This is a genomic window from Paenibacillus sp. EPM92, from assembly GCF_016586185.1.
Taxonomy (GTDB): domain Bacteria; phylum Bacillota; class Bacilli; order Paenibacillales; family NBRC-103111; genus Paenibacillus_G; species Paenibacillus_G validus.
The window spans coordinates 119,061-135,469 of the sequence record NZ_BCPS01000096.1 but is presented as its reverse complement, the minus strand read 5'-3'; the positions used below and the strand labels follow the sequence as shown (position 1 = coordinate 135,469).

Genomic DNA, 16,409 nt, shown 5'->3' with positions numbered 1-16,409 from the left:
GCAGACCATGCTTCGGTACGTTTTTTTTTATTATCGGCGCCAGGAAGTTCGCTTTATGTCTCTTTGCCATCCGCCACCTCGCCCGAGGTTCAAGCCCCTGGCGGGGGGCAGCTCTGTGCGAATGAATCGGACCTATACCGTCACCAGCTTCTTCTTCTCCTCTTCGCTCTTCTCTTGCCCTTCGGCTTTCTTCGCTTCTTGGGTGTTCACTGTTGTCCGCTGAGGTTCCCTGAGGGCATCGTTTCGATCCATCCCCGGGTTAAATCCGCTTGCTGTCTCGGCGTTCGGGCGGTTTTCGCTCCCGCCGTTTCGCTCCTCCAGGGCCATGGCTTGCGCCTCCGGCGCTGCCGGATCGCCGTCCGTTGACGGTTCAGCCTCGCCGATCTTGAATTTGTTGATTTCCGTGAACAGCCACTGGGCCAGCTCCAAGATGTCGTCGGCTTCGCGGGCGATCTGGTGTATAGCCGCATCCTGCTGAAGCGAGGAGGAGTTGACTTCTTCGACACCGGCAGCCGTTTCCTGCGCGATGGCAGCGACATGCTGGATCGACTGGACGAGCTGGTTGTTTTTGTCCTCCGCCGCGGCGATACGCGAATGAATTTGTCCGAAATGGCTGGAGAGCTCGTCCATCGATTGGCGAATTTCCTGGAAAGCCGCGAGGCTGTCGCTCATCTTGCCTTTCTGCTGTTCGAACGATTGCTTCGCTTCCCCCAGAGTTGCTTCAAGTTCTTTAATTTGTGTCATCAACGATTTGACGATGACGGCAATCATCTTGGACGAATCATTCGTCTGCCCCGACAGCAGCCGCACTTCCTCGGCGATGACCGAGAAGCCTTTGCCGTGTACGCCGGCTCTGGCCGCTTCGATCGCGGCGTTCAACGCAAGCACATTCGTCTGCGTGGAAATATCCGAAATGGTGCCCACGATCCTGGCGATTTGCGCGGAGCTGCGCGATAACGTCTCCATAGCCTGATACACGTGATGAAGCACTTCTTCCGAGCGCCGCGCCGCGCTCTGCAGCTCTTCCATCGATTCCGAACCGGTATGCGTATTGATAGCCGCTTCGCGGCTCTTGCGCTGCACCGTGTCAGTGAACTTCGCGATATCGCGCACCTGCTCGTCCAGCTCGTTGATCGTCGTCGAGCTGAGCTCCGTATATTGCGCCTGCTGCTCGGCGCCTGCCGAAATTTCATGAATGGCGCGCACAATTTCCTTGTTGGCCAAGGCTGTCGAGCCCGAGAATTCGCGGAACATGCTGGAGTGCGTGGACAGCGACGAGGCGATGCGCTGCGAGTTTTGCAGCATCCCGCGAACTTGCCCGATCATATGATCGAAGTCGCGGCTCAGGTTGCCGAGCTCGTCGCGCGACGTGTTGTTGATCCGGCTCGTTAAATCGCCTTGGGCAATTTGCCTTACGGCTTTTTGCAAACGGCTGATCGGTCTCATAAAGGAGCGAATCAACAAGAAGGCCACACCTGCACTAACGACGAGAACAAGCAATACGGCTATTAAAGAGGTGTTCTGCGACTGCTTCACATATTCGTTCGAGCTGGAGATTGCCGCTTGTACATCGGATTCGTAAGCCTGGTTAAACTGATCGACCAGCTCGAAGATGTATTCCTTATGTACTTGCGACAGCTCGTGCACCTTGGCTAACTGCTCGTTCATCTCCACGGGAGACAAATTGGGGTTGCGGACAATCTGCAGGGCGGTGTTGAACGTAGCCGTATATTCGGTAGACGTGTTGGTCAGCTTAGCGCTCCATTTACGCTGGTCGCTGTTGGAGGCGCTGGATGCGATTTGTTCGACCAGCGTGTAAAAGTCTGCGCTCTTTTGTTCGAACTGGCCGATTAATTTCTCATCTTTGGAAATAATATATCCAGATTTAACGGCGTCGATCTCGTTCGTTTTGATTTTCAGCTCCAGAGCGAGCCGCTGCTTGTTCATTTCCGCATTCTGATGAAGCACTTGTTGATGAATGCCGTTCATTTGGCTTCTATTAAAGGCAGACACGGCGACAAAAATGAGCAGCAGGGCTGTAAAGCTAAGAATCAGTTTGGCTTTCAGCGTAAATTCGAGGCTAAGCCATGTTCGAATAGATGAAACCATTCGTTTCCCTCCCTGTAAGGTGTAATTTTCTATGACTATCGTACTATTCGAAAATTAAGCGATTGTACGAGAAATGTTAATTTCATGTAAATGTTTGTCGAATGAGGCAGCGTTCTTGCGGCACTTTGACGTTTCGTTGCAGAGATTTCGAGATTTTTTACATTGCGTTAACAAATGATTGAATTAGCGAAAACAATAAGGAGATAAGATTGTCATTGTGAGCGACAAACACAAATTTTAAGGAGTGGTCAAGTTGTTTAAGAAAAGCACGTTGGCGGTAACTGCGGCAGTAATGGCATTGTCTTTGGCGGCATGTGGTACTAAAGCAAACGAGAATACGCAAGGTGGCGCAACGCCGGCTCCTTCCGCAGCGACTCCGGCTCCAGCAGGTCTGAAGGGCGAGATCAAAATTGACGGTTCTTCCACCGTGTTCCCGATCTCCCAGGCTGTGGCCGAGGAGTTCATGAAGAAAAATAAAGATGTAAAAATTACAGTCGGCGAGTCCGGTTCCGGTAACGGCGCGAAGAAATTGATCGCTGGCGAAATCGATATCGCGGACATGTCCCGTAAGTTCAAAAAAGAAGAATTGGACGAATTGAAAACGAAACAAAGCACCGAAGCATTTGAAATGCCCGTGGCCTTGGATGGCATTACCGTTGTCGTAAACAAAAAGAACACGTTCGCGAAGGATATGACGGTAGAGGAATTGAAAAAGATTTGGAATAAAGACAGCAAATTGAAAAAATGGAACGAAGTTCGTCCGGAATGGCCGGATAAAGAAATCAAGTTGTACGGCCCAGGTACGGCTTCCGGTACGTTCGAATTCTTTACGGAAGCGATCAACGGCAAAGCAAAAGAATCCCGCGCGGACTATACGGCTTCCGAGGACGATAACGTACTTGTGAAGGGCGTAGCCGGCGATGAGTTTGCTCTCGGCTACTTCGGTTTCTCTTACTACAAAGAAAATGAAGATAAGTTGAATGCCGTTGCGATCAAGAAGGATGCGAACGCTCCGGCAGTAGCTCCGACTCACGAAACGATCGAAAAAATGACCTATGCGCCGCTTTCCCGTTACATCTTCGTGTATCCGACGAAGAAAGCGATCGATCAACCGCACATTAAAGAATTTTTGAAATATTACAACAGTGCGGAAGGCATGAAATTGGTTGAAGCCGTTAAGTATATCAAGCTTCCTCAAGATGTTTTGAACAAAAACCTGGAATTATTGAAATAATGAACCTGAATCTGTAAAAAAGTTTGGAAGCCGTGGCACTCCGGAGGTTCGCTGTGGAGTGCCGCGGTTTTCCGACTATTACTTGCTTTACACGGGGGGATGTTTATGGACAAAAAAGTTTCGCCTCAATTGACAAAAGTAAATTATAAAAAGAAAAAAACGTATTATCCTCCGATGTGCTGATACCCAAGATATTGGCCTTTTTTGCTGTTATTTCGATTATGACGACCGTCGGCATCGTGCTGATCCTCATCGTCGAATCGTTCGGCTTTTTCCGGGAAGTCCCGTTCTGGGAATTCATCAGCGGCATCCAGTGGACACCGCTGTTCGAGCCGCCGCAGTACGGCATTTTACCCCTGATCTCGGGTACGCTGCTCATTACGCTGATCGCCAGCGTCGTCGCCATCCCGATCGGGCTCGGCAGCGCCATTTATTTAAGCGAATATGCACCTGCAAAAGTGCGGAATATCGTCAAACCGATTCTGGAAATATTGGCGGGCATTCCGACGATCGTATACGGCTTCTTCGCCCTGACGTTCGTTACGCCTGTACTCCGGTTCATCATTCCGCAAACGGAAATATTCAATGCCCTTAGTGCGGGCATCGTCGTAGGAATCATGATTATTCCGATTATTTCCTCTTTAAGCGAAGACGCTATGGTTGCTGTGCCAACAGCGCTTCGCAACGGCGCTTACGCGCTTGGGTCGACCAGGTTGGAGGTAGCTTTGAAAATCGTCGTTCCGGCCGCTTTCTCCGGTATCGTCGCATCCTTCGTGCTCGGGTTGTCCCGTGCGATCGGCGAAACGATGATCGTGACACTGGCGGCGGGCAATATGGCTGTAATGGCCTATAATCCGCTGCAAAGCTTGCAAACGTTGACGGCTTATATCGTATCGGTCAGCTCTGGCGATACACGGTATGGATCAATCGAATATTTAACGATTTATGCAGTAGGGATGACGTTGTTCGTCATGACATTGGCTATGAATATTCTGGCAAGCTACATTTCCAGAAAGTTCAGGGAGGAATACTGATGGAAAGCCATAATGAACTTCAGCACATCAACAAACGCAAAAGCAAAAATAAACGTTTCCATCAGTTGTTTTTGGCATCCACCTGCTTCGGAATTGTTGCGCTTGCTTTATTGCTTATACAAATCTTATATCAAGGTCTCGGCTGGTTGGATTGGGACTTCCTGACCAACTATTCATCGCGTTTACCGGATCGGGCCGGCATTCTGGCCGCCTTCGTCGGTACGTTGTGGCTGATGGCGATTACGGCCCCTCTCACGTTCATCATCGGTGTCGCAACCGCGATTTACCTGGAGGAATATGCCAAAGACACTTTATTCAGCCGTATTATCCAAACGAACATCGCGAACCTCGCCGGCGTTCCCTCCATCGTGTACGGACTGCTCGGATTGACGGTTTTCGTCCGGCTGCTGCATTTGGAACGCAGTATCTTGTCCGGCGCGTTGACGATGACGCTGCTCGTGCTGCCGATTATTATCGTCTCCTCGCAGGAAGCGATCAAGACGGTGCCGCAGTCGCTGCGGAACGCTTCATTCGCGCTCGGCGCGAACCGCTGGCAGACGATCACCCGCGTGGTGCTGCCGACGGCCTTGCCGGGCATTCTAACCGGATCGATTCTGTCGTTGTCCCGGGCAATCGGAGAGACGGCTCCGCTTATCGTCGTCGGCGCGGTCGCTTACGTGGCTTTCTTGCCGCAATCGCCGATGGATACATTCACGGCAATGCCGATCCAGATTTTCAACTGGGCGAGCCAGCCGCAGGCGGAATTTCAGAACGTGGCCGCGGCAGGGATTATTTTATTGCTCATCATGCTGCTCAGCATGAATGCGTTCGCCATCTATTTGCGCAACAAGTATCAGAGGAAGCTGTAGAAGACCGTTCAGGAGGAGCCTAGAGATGACAACGATTGTAGATATAAAGCAGCTGGATTTATATTATTCCGAATTTCATGCGTTAAAGAAAGTGGACATGGAAATTTCCGAAAGCTCTGTCACCGCCTTCATCGGACCTTCCGGCTGCGGGAAGTCGACGCTGCTGCGGACGTTAAACCGGATGAACGATATGATCAAGGGCATCAGGATTGAAGGGAAAGTAGCCATCGACGGTCAAAATATTTACGACCCCGATGTGAATGTCGAGCTGCTGCGCAAAAACATCGGCATGGTATTCCAGCAGCCGAATCCTTTCCCGAAATCCATTTACGATAACATTGCGTATGGTCCGCGCATTCACGGCATAAAAGATAAAGAACAGCTCGATCACATCGTCGAGACGAGCTTGAAGGCGGCTGCGTTGTGGACCGAGGTCAGCGGCAACTTGAAAAAGTCGGCCTACGGTTTATCCGGCGGCCAGCAGCAGCGGCTGTGCATCGCAAGAGCGCTCGCCGTGAACCCGCGCATTCTGCTGATGGACGAACCGACGTCCGCACTCGATCCGATCTCGACGCTGAAGATCGAAGAGCTGATCCGCGAGCTTCGCGAGAAATATACGATCGTTATCGTCACGCACAATATGCAGCAAGCCGCACGGATTTCCGACTTCACGTCCTTCTTCCTGAATGGCGAAGTGATCGAATCCGATCAAACGGAGAAAATTTTCACGACGCCGACCGACCAACGGACGGAAGATTATATTACAGGACGTTTCGGTTAATTACGACAACGATAATTAGGAGGAGTAGCGGATGGACACGAGGTCGAATTTTCATCAAGCGGTGGAAGATTTGCAGCAAGAACTGCTCAATATGGGCACTCTGGTAGAGAACAGCATCGAAGGAGCGGTTGAAGCGTTGGCGAAGCGGGACGAAACGCTGGCTAAGCAAACGATCGATCAAGACGATCAGATTGACGATAAGCTGCTGCAAATTGAAGAAAATTGCTTGCGCCTCATTGCGCTGCAGCAGCCGATGGCCAGCGATCTGCGGATCATCGGGACGGCGCTCAAAATCGCCGTCGACTTGGAGCGAATCGCCGATCACGCGGTCGATATCGCGAAGATCGCCCGGCGTCTGGCAGGCAAAGACCCGGTGAAACCGCTGGAAATCATCCCGAATATGGCGTTGATCGTTCGGGAAATGCTGAGCGAAAGCTTGCAATCGTACACGCAGCGGGACGTGCATCGCGCAGCGAGGCTCGCCGAACGCGACGACGAGGTCGATAAGCTGTACAGCTCGGTCGTGGAGGAGATCAACGGCCTCATGAACAGTGACTTGGCGCGCAACCGCGAGCTGTCGCAGCTGATGCTGGCCGCGCATTTCCTTGAGCGCGTCGCCGATCATACGACCAATATCGGCGAAGGCGTTATTTATATGGTTACGGGTAAGCGTAAAGATCTGAATGTTTGAGGAGAAGAGTACAGTTTTGGCCAACTGCCGAAGCTGTGCTTTTTTTAATTTTCCGTTTAACCGGTGACGGATACAAGAAGCAATATTTTACAATATTTTAACATGCGCTGTCGTTTCCATTTAATACTAGGTTGAAGGTCCTATGTTATAGTGAATGTAGAATAAGACTACAATTCGATAAGTAGGGATGGATATGGCAGCAGACCGAAACTTGATCGAGTCGTCAGCGGAAGTGAGGCGAGCGCTGCGGGAAGAGCTTCTCGACCTGTTGCACTCGAAGAACATCCGCTCCGTGTATCAGCCCATCGTCTCCTTGAGCGACGGGGAGGTCCTCGGTTACGAGGCTTTAACGCGCGGACCGGAACGGAGTGCGCTTCATTCCCCGCTGTCGTTGTTTGAGTTGGCCGAACAAGAAGGCTTGTTGTACCCGCTCGATAGGCTGGCGCGGTCGAATGCGATCGGAAGCGTCACGCTGCGCAGCGGGAAGCAGCAGCTCTTTTTGAATTTGTCGGCGGACATCTTGAACGACCCTTTGTTTGCCCCGGGGCAAACGCTAGAGCTGCTGCGCCTTCGCGGTCTCACACCGGCTAACGTCGTGTTCGAAATTACGGAGCGCAGCTCGATTGAAGATTTTGAGAAGACCAAGCATATCCTGGATCACTACCGGAAGCAGGGCTACCGGATCGCCATCGACGATGCGGGGGCAGGTTACTCGTCGCTGCAGGCCATTGCCGAATTGCACCCGGATTATATCAAGGTGGACCGTTCTCTCGTCTCCGGCGTGCATCGGAACAAAACAAAGGAATATATCCTTGAAACGATGGTGACGTTCGCCGAGAAGCTCGGCGTCTATTTGATCGCCGAAGGGATAGAAACCGAGGAGGAGCTGACGAAGCTTACGCTGATGGGGGTCCATTACGGACAAGGTTTCTTGCTGGGACGTCCTGATAAGGAACCGGCGGATCTAACTCCCGAGCTTCGGCAGCATATTGTCTCACACCGCAAAAAACTCGAGATGTCAGGGCATGTGCTAAGCATCGGCGAGCTGAGTTCCCCCTCCCCGACGTTCGACGCCCAGACACCGATTTCGACCGTAGCCAATTACTTCAAAGAACATGTAAACGCCCAAGGTGTGGTGGTGACGACTGGGAGCGAGCCCGTCGGCCTTATTATGCGCGATCGGTTATTTCAGCAATTGGCCGGGCAATACGGCTATTCGCTCTTTTGGAATCGGCCGATCGATTCAATCATGGACGTTCGGCCCTTAATCGTTGAGGAGCATACGCCGGTAGAATGGGTTTCGCGGCTTGCCACATCCAGGGATATTCGTAATTTATACGATCTGGTCATCGTCACGTCGAAAGGCTGCATGCTTGGCACCGCCTCCATCCGCACCATTCTGGAATGCATGACGAATGTGAAGATGGAGAATGCCAAAGTCGCCAGTCCGCTTACCGGATTGCCCGGTAATTTACAGATTAACCGCGAGCTGAATCGGAGGCTGACCGAGGGCCGTCACTTCTCGGTCATTTATGCCGACCTCGATTACTTCAAATGGTTTAACGACCGTTACGGCTTTCATCAGGGCGACCAGTTGATTCAGTTTACGGCCGATTGCATTCAACAGGCGATCCACCTTGCCGGCATCCCGGATGACTTTGTCGGACATATCGGCGGTGACGATTTCATTGCCATGAGCGGCACCTCCAACCCGGAATTGTTATGTACGGACATCCTTCAGCGTTTTGACCGGGGCGTTCGGGCGTTTTATGAAGTAGACAACTGGTCTTACGTCGAAGACCGGCACGGCAATCGGATGGAGAGCGGTGGTGTGACATTGTCGTTAGCGCTGGTCGTCTGCAAGTCCGGGCTCGGCGTGACGCCCGAGCAAATTTCACAGGTCTCGGCCCGGCTGAAAAAGCTGTCCAAGGCGTATCGCGGCAGCGTGTATTACTGCGACTGCATCGGCTCGGAGGCGACGGCTCCCGCCGCTGATCCGCAGCCTGCGCATCACGGGAACAAATCGAGCATCTGATCCAGGCGCCGGATTAAATACACTTTTCTTTTTCCCAGCCGGTGCTGGGAAATTTTTTTGCCCTCCGTAGCGGAGTCTCTGTCCTCGTGCAGCCATACGGCGTCGAGCCCGGCTTTAACCGCTCCGCATACGTCGTGCTTCCACGAATTGCCGACCATGACGGCATGTCGCGGAGGGAGCTGCAGCGCCTGCAGCGCTGTCTTGAACAAGAGCGGGGCGGGCTTTTTGTCCGCCGGCTTGAGGGCGGTGTAGATGCGTTCCTGCGGAAAGAACGGATGCAGGCCGAACCTCTGGAGCAGCAGCATCACTTCGGCGCGCGGGCTGTTGCTGATGATCGCGAGCTTGCAGCGCGGAGCGAGCGCGGCAAGCGTTTCGAGCGTGTGCGGGGGCATGGTCTTGGCAGAGACCTGCAGCTGCAGCACTTCCTTCATAAAATCACGGGTCATCGCGGAGGAGAACGGAATCTGCTGTTCCTCGAACGCTTCGCGCAAGCATTGCTGCTGCAGTTCGTCAAGCTGCTTGAAGGTGGCGCGAGCCTTCTTGCGATGATGCCATTTGCCGATATAGGCCTGCCATAATTGCCCGGCATCCGGCGTGTCGTCAGTACTCCAACGGGCCGTGTAGCGGCTCCACACCTCGCGAAAACTGGCTTCAAAGCTGAGCCCCCGCACGACCAACGTCTGATTGACATCGAAGAATACGGCTTGCTTTCCGCTAAGCGGTTTGTCTTCAGTCACTTTCATCCCTCCGGTTTCCTGGCGCGATGCGAACGCAAAGCGCGGCTAGGAGCGAGTTAGTTCATTTTATGCGAGCTTAGCCCGGGTCACCCCTGTTCCGTCCGCTTTCGTTTATGTTTTTTTCTTCTGGAGTCGTATGCTATCATGTAGGTAGAAGGTAGTCTGCCTGCGAATGGGGTGTAATCGTTGTCCAAGCTTATTTTGATCGATGGAAATAGTATCGCGTATCGTGCGTTTTTTGCGCTTCCTCTGCTCAGCAACTCGAAAGGGCTGCACACGAACGCGGTTTACGGATTTACGACCATGTTATTGAGATTGTTAGAGGAACATCAGCCGTCGCACTTCCTTGTGGCGTTCGATGCGGGGAAGACGACGTTTCGGCATAAAGGTTATGCGGAATATAAAGGCGGGAGGGAGAAGACCCCGTCGGAATTGACCGAGCAATTCCCGCTGCTGCGGGAGCTGCTTGCTTCGTTCGGGATCAAACAGTTCGAACTGGAAGGATACGAGGCTGACGATATCATCGGTACGGTCACCCGGCTGGCCGAGGGTCAGGACGAGCTGAAGGAAGTCGTCGTCGTGACAGGGGATAAAGATATGCTGCAGCTCGCCTCCGACAAGGTTCATATCGCGTTGACGAGGAAGGGGATCAGCGAGATCGAGCTGTTCGACCCTGCTCATATCGACGAGAAGTATGGGCTGAAACCGCAGCAAATCATCGATTTGAAGGGACTTATGGGCGATACGTCCGATAATATTCCGGGCATTCCCGGGGTCGGCGAGAAGACGGCGCTCAAGCTGCTGCATGAATACGGGACCGTAGAAAACGTATTGGAGCATGCATCGCAGATCAAAGGCAAGATGGGCGAGAAGGTCGCCGCACATGCCGACGATGCGCGGATGAGCAAGGAGCTTGCGACCATTTACCGCGAGGTGCCGGTCGATATGCCGCTCGATTCGCTCTCTTATGCGGGTTACGACAAGCAGGCGCTCGGGGAGATGTTCCGCAAGCTGGAATTCAAATCGCTGCTGGAACGGCTCGATTTGCACGGCGTCGGTGTCGGAGACGAATCGTCTGAGGACGGGACCGAAGCGGCTCCGGCCGCTTCTGTGGAGACGGTGCGGGTATCCGATCAGGCGCAGCTGGACAAGCTTATCGCTGCGCTGCCGCGCGTAAAAGCGCTCCACGTCGAATTGATCGGAGACAATCCGCATACGTCCGAGGTGCTCGGCATCGCGTTCTATGAGGCGGACGATACGGGGGGAGGCTCCTCCGAAGCGCAGGAGGATTCCTGCGCCGAGTCAGGCCGCGTGCACTACGTTCCGTTCGACATGCTGACGGGGGATGGCGCCGGCGAAGTTCGCGCCTGGCTGGCCGACGAAGGCAAGTCGATCACCGTGTACGACTTGCATAAGGCAGTCGTCGCTCTTTGGTGGAGAGGCCTCGAGCTGCAGGGCGTGGCCTTCGACGTGCTGCTGGCCGGTTATTTGCTCGATCCGACCGAGTCTACGCTGACGCTGTCCGGTCTGACGTCGCGTTACGGCTTGCCGGCGCTGCCTGCCGACGAAGACGTGTTCGGCAAGGGGGCGAAGTTCCAGGTGCCGGAGCAGGACGTACTGGCCGGCTTCATGGGACGCAAGGCGGCAGCCGTGCAGCGGCTGACGCCGAAGCTGATGGCGGCCCTTGAGGCCAGCGAAATGCACGGGTTGTTCTACGAGCTTGAGCTCCCGCTTGCGCTTGTATTGGCTTCGATGGAGAAGAAGGGCATCAAGGTCGATACCGAGGAGCTGAAGGGGTACGGCGCCGAATTGAGCGGACGGGTCGAACAGATTATACAGAGCATCTATGAATCGGTCGGCACGGAATTCAACATCAATTCGCCGAAGCAGCTCGGCGAAATTTTGTTCGAGAAGCTGCAGCTGCCCGTTGTGAAGAAGACGAAGACCGGCTATTCCACCGACGCCGAGGTGCTCGAGAAGCTGCAGGACCGCCACCCGGTCGTTGCTCAAATTTTGCATTACCGCACGCTGGCGAAGCTGCAATCCACGTATGTGGAAGGGCTGCTGAAAGAGGTTCGGCCCGATACCGGCAAGGTGCACACGTACTACAGGCAGACGATTGCGGCTACGGGCAGGCTGAGCAGCCAATACCCGAACCTGCAGAACATCCCGATCCGTCTCGAAGAAGGACGCAAAATCCGCAAGGTGTTCGTGCCATCCGAACCGGGGTGGCGTATCTTGACGGCCGACTACTCGCAGATCGAGCTGCGCGTGCTCGCGCACATTTCACAGGATGCGCGGCTCATTGAAGCGTTCCGCAACAATATGGACATTCATACGAAGACGGCGATGGACGTGTTCGGCGTGGCGGAGGAGCAGGTCGACTCGAATATGCGCCGCCAAGCGAAAGCCGTTAACTTCGGCATCGTGTACGGCATCAGCGATTACGGCTTGTCGCAGAACCTGAACATTACCCGTAAAGACGCGGCTCAGTTTATCGAGCAATATTTTGCCGTGTTCCAGGGGGTTCGCCAATATATGGAAGATATTGTGAAGAAGGCGCGAACCGACGGCTACGTCACGACGCTGCTCCACCGCCGCCGCTATTTGCCGGAGATTACGGCGTCCAACTATAACATCCGTTCGTTCGCGGAACGAACCGCGATGAATTCGCCGATCCAGGGATCTGCCGCGGACATCATCAAGCTGGCTATGGTGCAGCTGGATCGGCGCATGCTGGAAGAAGGCGTGCGAAGCCGCTTGCTGCTGCAGGTACACGATGAATTGGTGCTTGAAGTGCCGGAAGAGGAACTGGAGTCGATGAAGCGCATGGTGGCGGAAGTCATGGAATCGGCGCTCCAGCTGGACGTGCCGCTTAAGGTCGACGTCGACAGCGGCACGAATTGGTACGAAGCGAAATAATCGGGAGGGACACAACATCATGCCGGAATTGCCTGAGGTCGAGACGGTCCGCCGCACGCTGCAGCAGCTTGTTGTAGGCAAAACCGTCGAACGGGTGACCGTCCGCTTGCCGCGGATCGTTCAGCATCCGGACGACATCGAAATTTTCGCCGCGCTGCTTGTTGGTGAAACGATCCGTTCGGTGGAGCGGCGCGGGAAATTTTTACGCTTCATCTTCGATCATTATACGCTCGTCTCCCATCTGCGGATGGAAGGCCGATACGGGGTTTACCGTTCAGACGAACCCCTTGAGCCGCATACGCATGTCGTGTTTCATTTCACGGATGGGAGCGAGCTGCGGTATAAAGATGTGCGACAGTTCGGCACGATGCATATTTTTGCCAAAGATCAGGATTTGCAGGAGGCGCCGCTGCGCAAGCTCGGTCTTGAGCCGCTCGACGAGGCGTTCACGCTGAAGGCGATGACCGACCGGCTCGCGAAGCGGACGACCAAAATTAAGCCGCTCCTGCTCAATCAGGAATACATTGTCGGCATCGGGAATATTTATGTGGATGAATCGTTGTTTAGGGCCGGCATCCATCCGGAGCGGGAAGCGAACTCGTTGTCCGCGTCCGAATGGGCCAAGCTGCATGAGGCGATTGTGTCGACGCTGCGCGATGCGGTAGCGGCCGGCGGCTCCTCGATCAAATCGTTCGTGAACGGACAAGGCGAGATTGGGATGTTTCAGCACCAGTTCAACATGTACGGCCGTCAAGGAGAGCCTTGCCCTACTTGCGGGCAGCACATCGAGAAGAAGGTCGTGGCCGGACGCGGCACGCACTACTGCCCGAAGTGCCAGCCGTTGAAACGCAAACGCAGCTCGGGCGGCAAGACCTAGGCGTAACGGCGGCCGCTTATGAACGAATGATGCACCACCCGCCCAGAACTCCCATATAGTAACCAGTGAGACGTTCGCGAGGTATAAGCTTTAGGGCTGACTGCGTCGTTGCACAACGATTGAACCGCCGCTAACTTCGACGGTTTCTAGCTGGGAGGAAAGAGCATGCTGCCGGTCTTTTCATTAATGCTGCTGGCGCTTGCCGTCAGTTTGGACGGCTTCGGCGTCGGCGTCACGTACGGGCTGCGCAAAATTCGGATACCGTTCTTGTCGGTGGCGATCATTTGCTGCGTCTCGGGCTTGATTATTTTGCTCTCGATGCAAATCGGCGTATGGATGAGCGGTTACGTTCATCCGAATGTCGCCAAGGATATCGGCGCTTTCATCTTGATGGGCATCGGTGTGTGGGCGCTGTATCAGCTGTTTATGCAAAAAAAGGATGAGGATCCAGGTCTGGATTCTAACGATGGAGAGGAATCCGTATCGGCAGCCGGGAGGTCTGAAGCAAGCGAGGCGCCGCCAGTTGCGGTCACGGCGAAAGAGATTGTGTACATCGAGCTGAAGCGATTCGGCCTGGTTATCCAAATCTTGCGGAAGCCGTCGATCGCCGATATGGACCGTTCCGGCAATATCTCGGCGTACGAGGCGACGCTGCTTGGTCTGGCACTGTCTCTGGATGCGTTCGGCGCAGGGATCGGGGCCGCGTTGATCGGCTTTACGCCTTGGCTCACAGCGGCAGTCATTACGCTGTCGAGCGGCATTTTTCTCGGATTCGGCTTGAGAATCGGGTTTCGGTACGCAGAGATGAAATGGGTTCGCCGGTTGTCGGTGCTGCCCGGATTTGTTTTGATCGTGATGGGCATCATGAAATTGTTATAACTACGTTCTTGATATGGTGGAATAGGCAGGGATCTTACGATGAATATCGGATTAACCGGCGGCATCGCGTGCGGGAAAAGCACGGTGGCCGCCATGCTCGTCCGCCGCGGCGCACTGCTTGTCGATGCGGACCGCATCGCCCGTGAAGTGGTTGAGCCGGGCACGCCCGTGCTGGCGAAGGTCATTGAACGTTTCGGGGCTGATTTGCTGCAGGAGGACGGCTCGCTCAACCGCAAGAAGCTTGGCGAGCGTATCTTCGGCGACCCCGAGGCGCGCCGTGACTTGGAGGGTCTGCTGCATCCGTCCATTCGCGCAACGATGCGCGAGCGGATGCGGGCTTATGAGAATGAATTTCCGGACAGGCTGGTAGTCGTGGATATTCCGCTGCTGTACGAATCCGGCTTACAGTCGATGGTGGAGCGGGTCATGGTCGTGTACGTTCCGCGCGAAGTACAATTGATGCGGCTGATGGCTCGCGACGGGTTATCGCCGGAGCAAGCGGAGCAGCGGCTTCAATCGCAAATGCCGATTGAAGAGAAACGGCGACTGGCGGACATTGTCATCGATAATACAGGCTCGCTGGAAGAAACGGAAAAGCAAATCGAGGCGTTCTGGAAGGAAAGGGGGCTTACATGAAGTTTTGGCGCAAGAAGCGGGTATTCGCCATATTGCTGCTGACCTTTCTCATTTTTTTATTTTTGAGCAGCTCGTTCATCGGACGTCTATTGTACCCTATTCATTATGAAGACGACATTCGCCGGAACGCGTTTCAGTATGAGCTTGATCCGTTCTTGATTGCGGCAATCATCCGTGTTGAATCCAATTATAAGCCGGATACCGAATCGAATAAGGGGGCCTACGGCTTGATGCAGCTGATGCCCGACACTTCAAATTGGATTATCGAGAAAGCGCCGTTTGACACCGAGTATAAGAAAAAATTAGGCACCCCGGCGGTCAGCATCGAGCTCGGCTCGTGGTATTTGCACTGGATGGACAAACAATTCGGCGGAAATATGCATGCGATGATCGCGGGTTACAATGCGGGGCATGGCAAAGTCAGCCGATGGCTGCAGGAGAAGGCGTGGGACGGTACGTTACAGAACGCCAATCAAATTCCTTACGGTGAAACGAGACATTACATTCAACGCGTGATGTACTACTATAACAAATATCATAAACTGTACGGGGACGAATGGAGCCGGGGTTAGTCCCGACCTTTCAATGCAAAGAAGCATCGGACAGGCAGCCCTTGCGGGAGCCTTGTCCGACACTTCTTGCGTATTCCTCAAAACGTGTTATTATTTGAATTGACCGGCTAGTTGCTGCTCAGCGATTTGTACCAGGCGTCGTGTGATGTGACCACCGATTGCACCAGTATCACGAGTAGCCATGTTACCGTAGTAACCATCCTGAGGAATGGCGATACCCAGTTCCTGTGCTACTTCGTATTTCAGTTGATCCAACGCTGCATTTGCTTGAGGGACTACCAAAACGTTGCTGCTGCGGGATTGACCTGCACCCATGTCTGTTCACCTCCTTGTCGTTGGTAATCCTATTATGTGCGTAATGGCGATCTTCATGTGAGGAAGTCGCTGGAAACTTGAAAGGATGAAATTCGATGAAATGCCCTTATTGCGACTATCCCGGGACGAAAGTGCTTGACTCCCGCCCCGCTAATGAAAATAAATCGATACGCCGCCGCCGCGAATGCGAGAAATGTACGAAGCGCTTCACGACGTTCGAGATGGTGGAAGAGACTCCGTTGATCGTCATTAAGAAGGACGGCAGCCGGGAAGAATTCAGCCGGGAGAAAATGCTCCGCGGCCTTATCCGCGCTTGCGAGAAGCGTCCGGTTTCGGTCGAGCGTCTCGAGATGATCGTCTCCGAAGTCGAGAAGCAGGTGCGCAACACCGCCCACGCCGAAGTAGACAGCCGCGATATCGGCGAAATCGTCATGAGCGAGCTGTACCCCGTGGACGAAGTGGCCTACATTCGCTTTGCTTCCGTGTACCGGCAATTCAAGGACATCAACATGTTCATGAAGGAGCTTAACGAGCTGCTCGGCAAGCATCATGTCGGCGGCGAAGGCGGGAAAAATTAATTAACGCAAAAGCGTTGACAAGCTTAGCTCCTCTGTGTTATTATCTTTTTTGTCGCCACACGGATCATTAGCTCAGCTGGGATTCCAAACTTGGCAAATGCACTACCTTAAAGTAAGTGATTGAATGTTGCAAGAAATTG

15 protein-coding genes are annotated in these 16,409 nt (G+C 53.8%); 12 read left to right on the top strand and 3 right to left on the bottom strand.

Features of this window, described 5'->3' with window-relative positions:
* Window positions 1-132: 132 nt before the first annotated feature.
* The gene (locus tag JMF85_RS24200) at window positions 133-2,109 is read right to left on the bottom strand and encodes a methyl-accepting chemotaxis protein (protein ID WP_201319050.1); all 1,977 of its coding nucleotides are present in this window, start codon (window positions 2,107-2,109) and stop codon (window positions 133-135) included.
* Between the two features lie 253 nt (window positions 2,110-2,362).
* Between JMF85_RS24200 and JMF85_RS24195 the strand changes: the two genes are divergently transcribed.
* The 6 genes from JMF85_RS24195 (at window position 2,363) to JMF85_RS24170 (ending at window position 8,753) form a co-directional block, all read left to right on the top strand.
* Complete coding sequence (locus JMF85_RS24195; protein WP_397376008.1) at window positions 2,363-3,343, top strand: PstS family phosphate ABC transporter substrate-binding protein; 981 nt, start codon at window positions 2,363-2,365, stop codon at window positions 3,341-3,343.
* Window positions 3,344-3,564: 221 nt separating this feature from the next.
* Window positions 3,565-4,377, top strand: a complete 813-nt coding sequence (gene pstC, locus JMF85_RS24190; protein ID WP_308645036.1) for a phosphate ABC transporter permease subunit PstC — start codon at window positions 3,565-3,567, stop codon at window positions 4,375-4,377.
* On the top strand, window positions 4,377-5,246 hold the full coding sequence (pstA, locus tag JMF85_RS24185; protein ID WP_155615668.1) for a phosphate ABC transporter permease PstA: 870 nt from the start codon (window positions 4,377-4,379) through the stop codon (window positions 5,244-5,246). Before pstC ends, pstA begins: the two co-directional genes overlap by 1 nt.
* Window positions 5,247-5,271: 25 nt before the next feature.
* Entirely contained in the window at window positions 5,272-6,027 is a 756-nt protein-coding gene (pstB, locus tag JMF85_RS24180) for a phosphate ABC transporter ATP-binding protein PstB (RefSeq protein ID WP_127608732.1), read from the top strand.
* Window positions 6,028-6,058: 31 nt separating this feature from the next.
* Window positions 6,059-6,718, top strand: coding sequence for a phosphate signaling complex protein PhoU (gene phoU / locus JMF85_RS24175; protein WP_127608731.1), 660 nt, complete (start codon window positions 6,059-6,061; stop codon window positions 6,716-6,718).
* Between the two features lie 193 nt (window positions 6,719-6,911).
* Window positions 6,912-8,753, top strand: coding sequence for a GGDEF domain-containing protein (locus JMF85_RS24170; RefSeq protein WP_164751885.1), 1,842 nt, complete (start codon window positions 6,912-6,914; stop codon window positions 8,751-8,753).
* Here the strand turns inward: JMF85_RS24170 and JMF85_RS24165 are convergent.
* Window positions 8,729-9,496: an HAD family hydrolase gene (locus JMF85_RS24165; RefSeq protein WP_201319047.1), complete on the bottom strand. Its 768-nt coding sequence runs from the start codon at window positions 9,494-9,496 to the stop codon at window positions 8,729-8,731. The genes JMF85_RS24170 and JMF85_RS24165 overlap by 25 nt on opposite strands.
* A gap of 180 nt (window positions 9,497-9,676) precedes the next feature.
* On the opposite strand from JMF85_RS24165, the gene polA reads away from it, so the two are divergent.
* The 5 genes from polA to JMF85_RS24140 all read left to right on the top strand — a co-directional run bounded on the left by polA (window position 9,677) and on the right by JMF85_RS24140 (window position 15,376).
* Window positions 9,677-12,412, top strand: a complete 2,736-nt coding sequence (gene polA, locus JMF85_RS24160; RefSeq protein ID WP_201319046.1) for a DNA polymerase I — start codon at window positions 9,677-9,679, stop codon at window positions 12,410-12,412.
* A gap of 19 nt (window positions 12,413-12,431) precedes the next feature.
* Window positions 12,432-13,289 carry a DNA-formamidopyrimidine glycosylase gene (gene mutM, locus JMF85_RS24155; protein ID WP_155615664.1) on the top strand — a complete coding sequence of 286 codons (858 nt, stop codon included), beginning with the start codon at window positions 12,432-12,434 and terminating at the stop codon, window positions 13,287-13,289.
* A 165-nt stretch (window positions 13,290-13,454) separates the two neighbouring features.
* Window positions 13,455-14,168, top strand: a complete 714-nt coding sequence (gene ytaF / locus JMF85_RS24150; protein ID WP_141333865.1) for a sporulation membrane protein YtaF — start codon at window positions 13,455-13,457, stop codon at window positions 14,166-14,168.
* A 39-nt stretch (window positions 14,169-14,207) separates the two neighbouring features.
* The gene (gene coaE, locus JMF85_RS24145; protein ID WP_054797453.1) at window positions 14,208-14,804 is read left to right on the top strand and encodes a dephospho-CoA kinase; all 597 of its coding nucleotides are present in this window, start codon (window positions 14,208-14,210) and stop codon (window positions 14,802-14,804) included.
* A complete protein-coding gene (locus JMF85_RS24140) occupies window positions 14,801-15,376 on the top strand; it encodes a lytic transglycosylase domain-containing protein (protein ID WP_127608725.1) in 576 nt (191 codons plus the stop codon). The genes coaE and JMF85_RS24140 overlap by 4 nt, the downstream gene beginning before the upstream one ends.
* Before the next feature lie 90 nt (window positions 15,377-15,466).
* Here the strand turns inward: JMF85_RS24140 and JMF85_RS24135 are convergent, their stop codons facing one another.
* Window positions 15,467-15,691, bottom strand: a complete 225-nt coding sequence (locus JMF85_RS24135; RefSeq protein ID WP_054797454.1) for an alpha/beta-type small acid-soluble spore protein — start codon at window positions 15,689-15,691, stop codon at window positions 15,467-15,469.
* Between the two features lie 95 nt (window positions 15,692-15,786).
* On the opposite strand from JMF85_RS24135, the gene nrdR reads away from it, so the two are divergent.
* Window positions 15,787-16,269 (top strand): transcriptional regulator NrdR, encoded by a 483-nt coding sequence (gene nrdR / locus JMF85_RS24130; protein WP_054797455.1) that lies wholly within the window; start codon window positions 15,787-15,789, stop codon window positions 16,267-16,269.
* Window positions 16,270-16,409 lie beyond the last annotated feature (140 nt).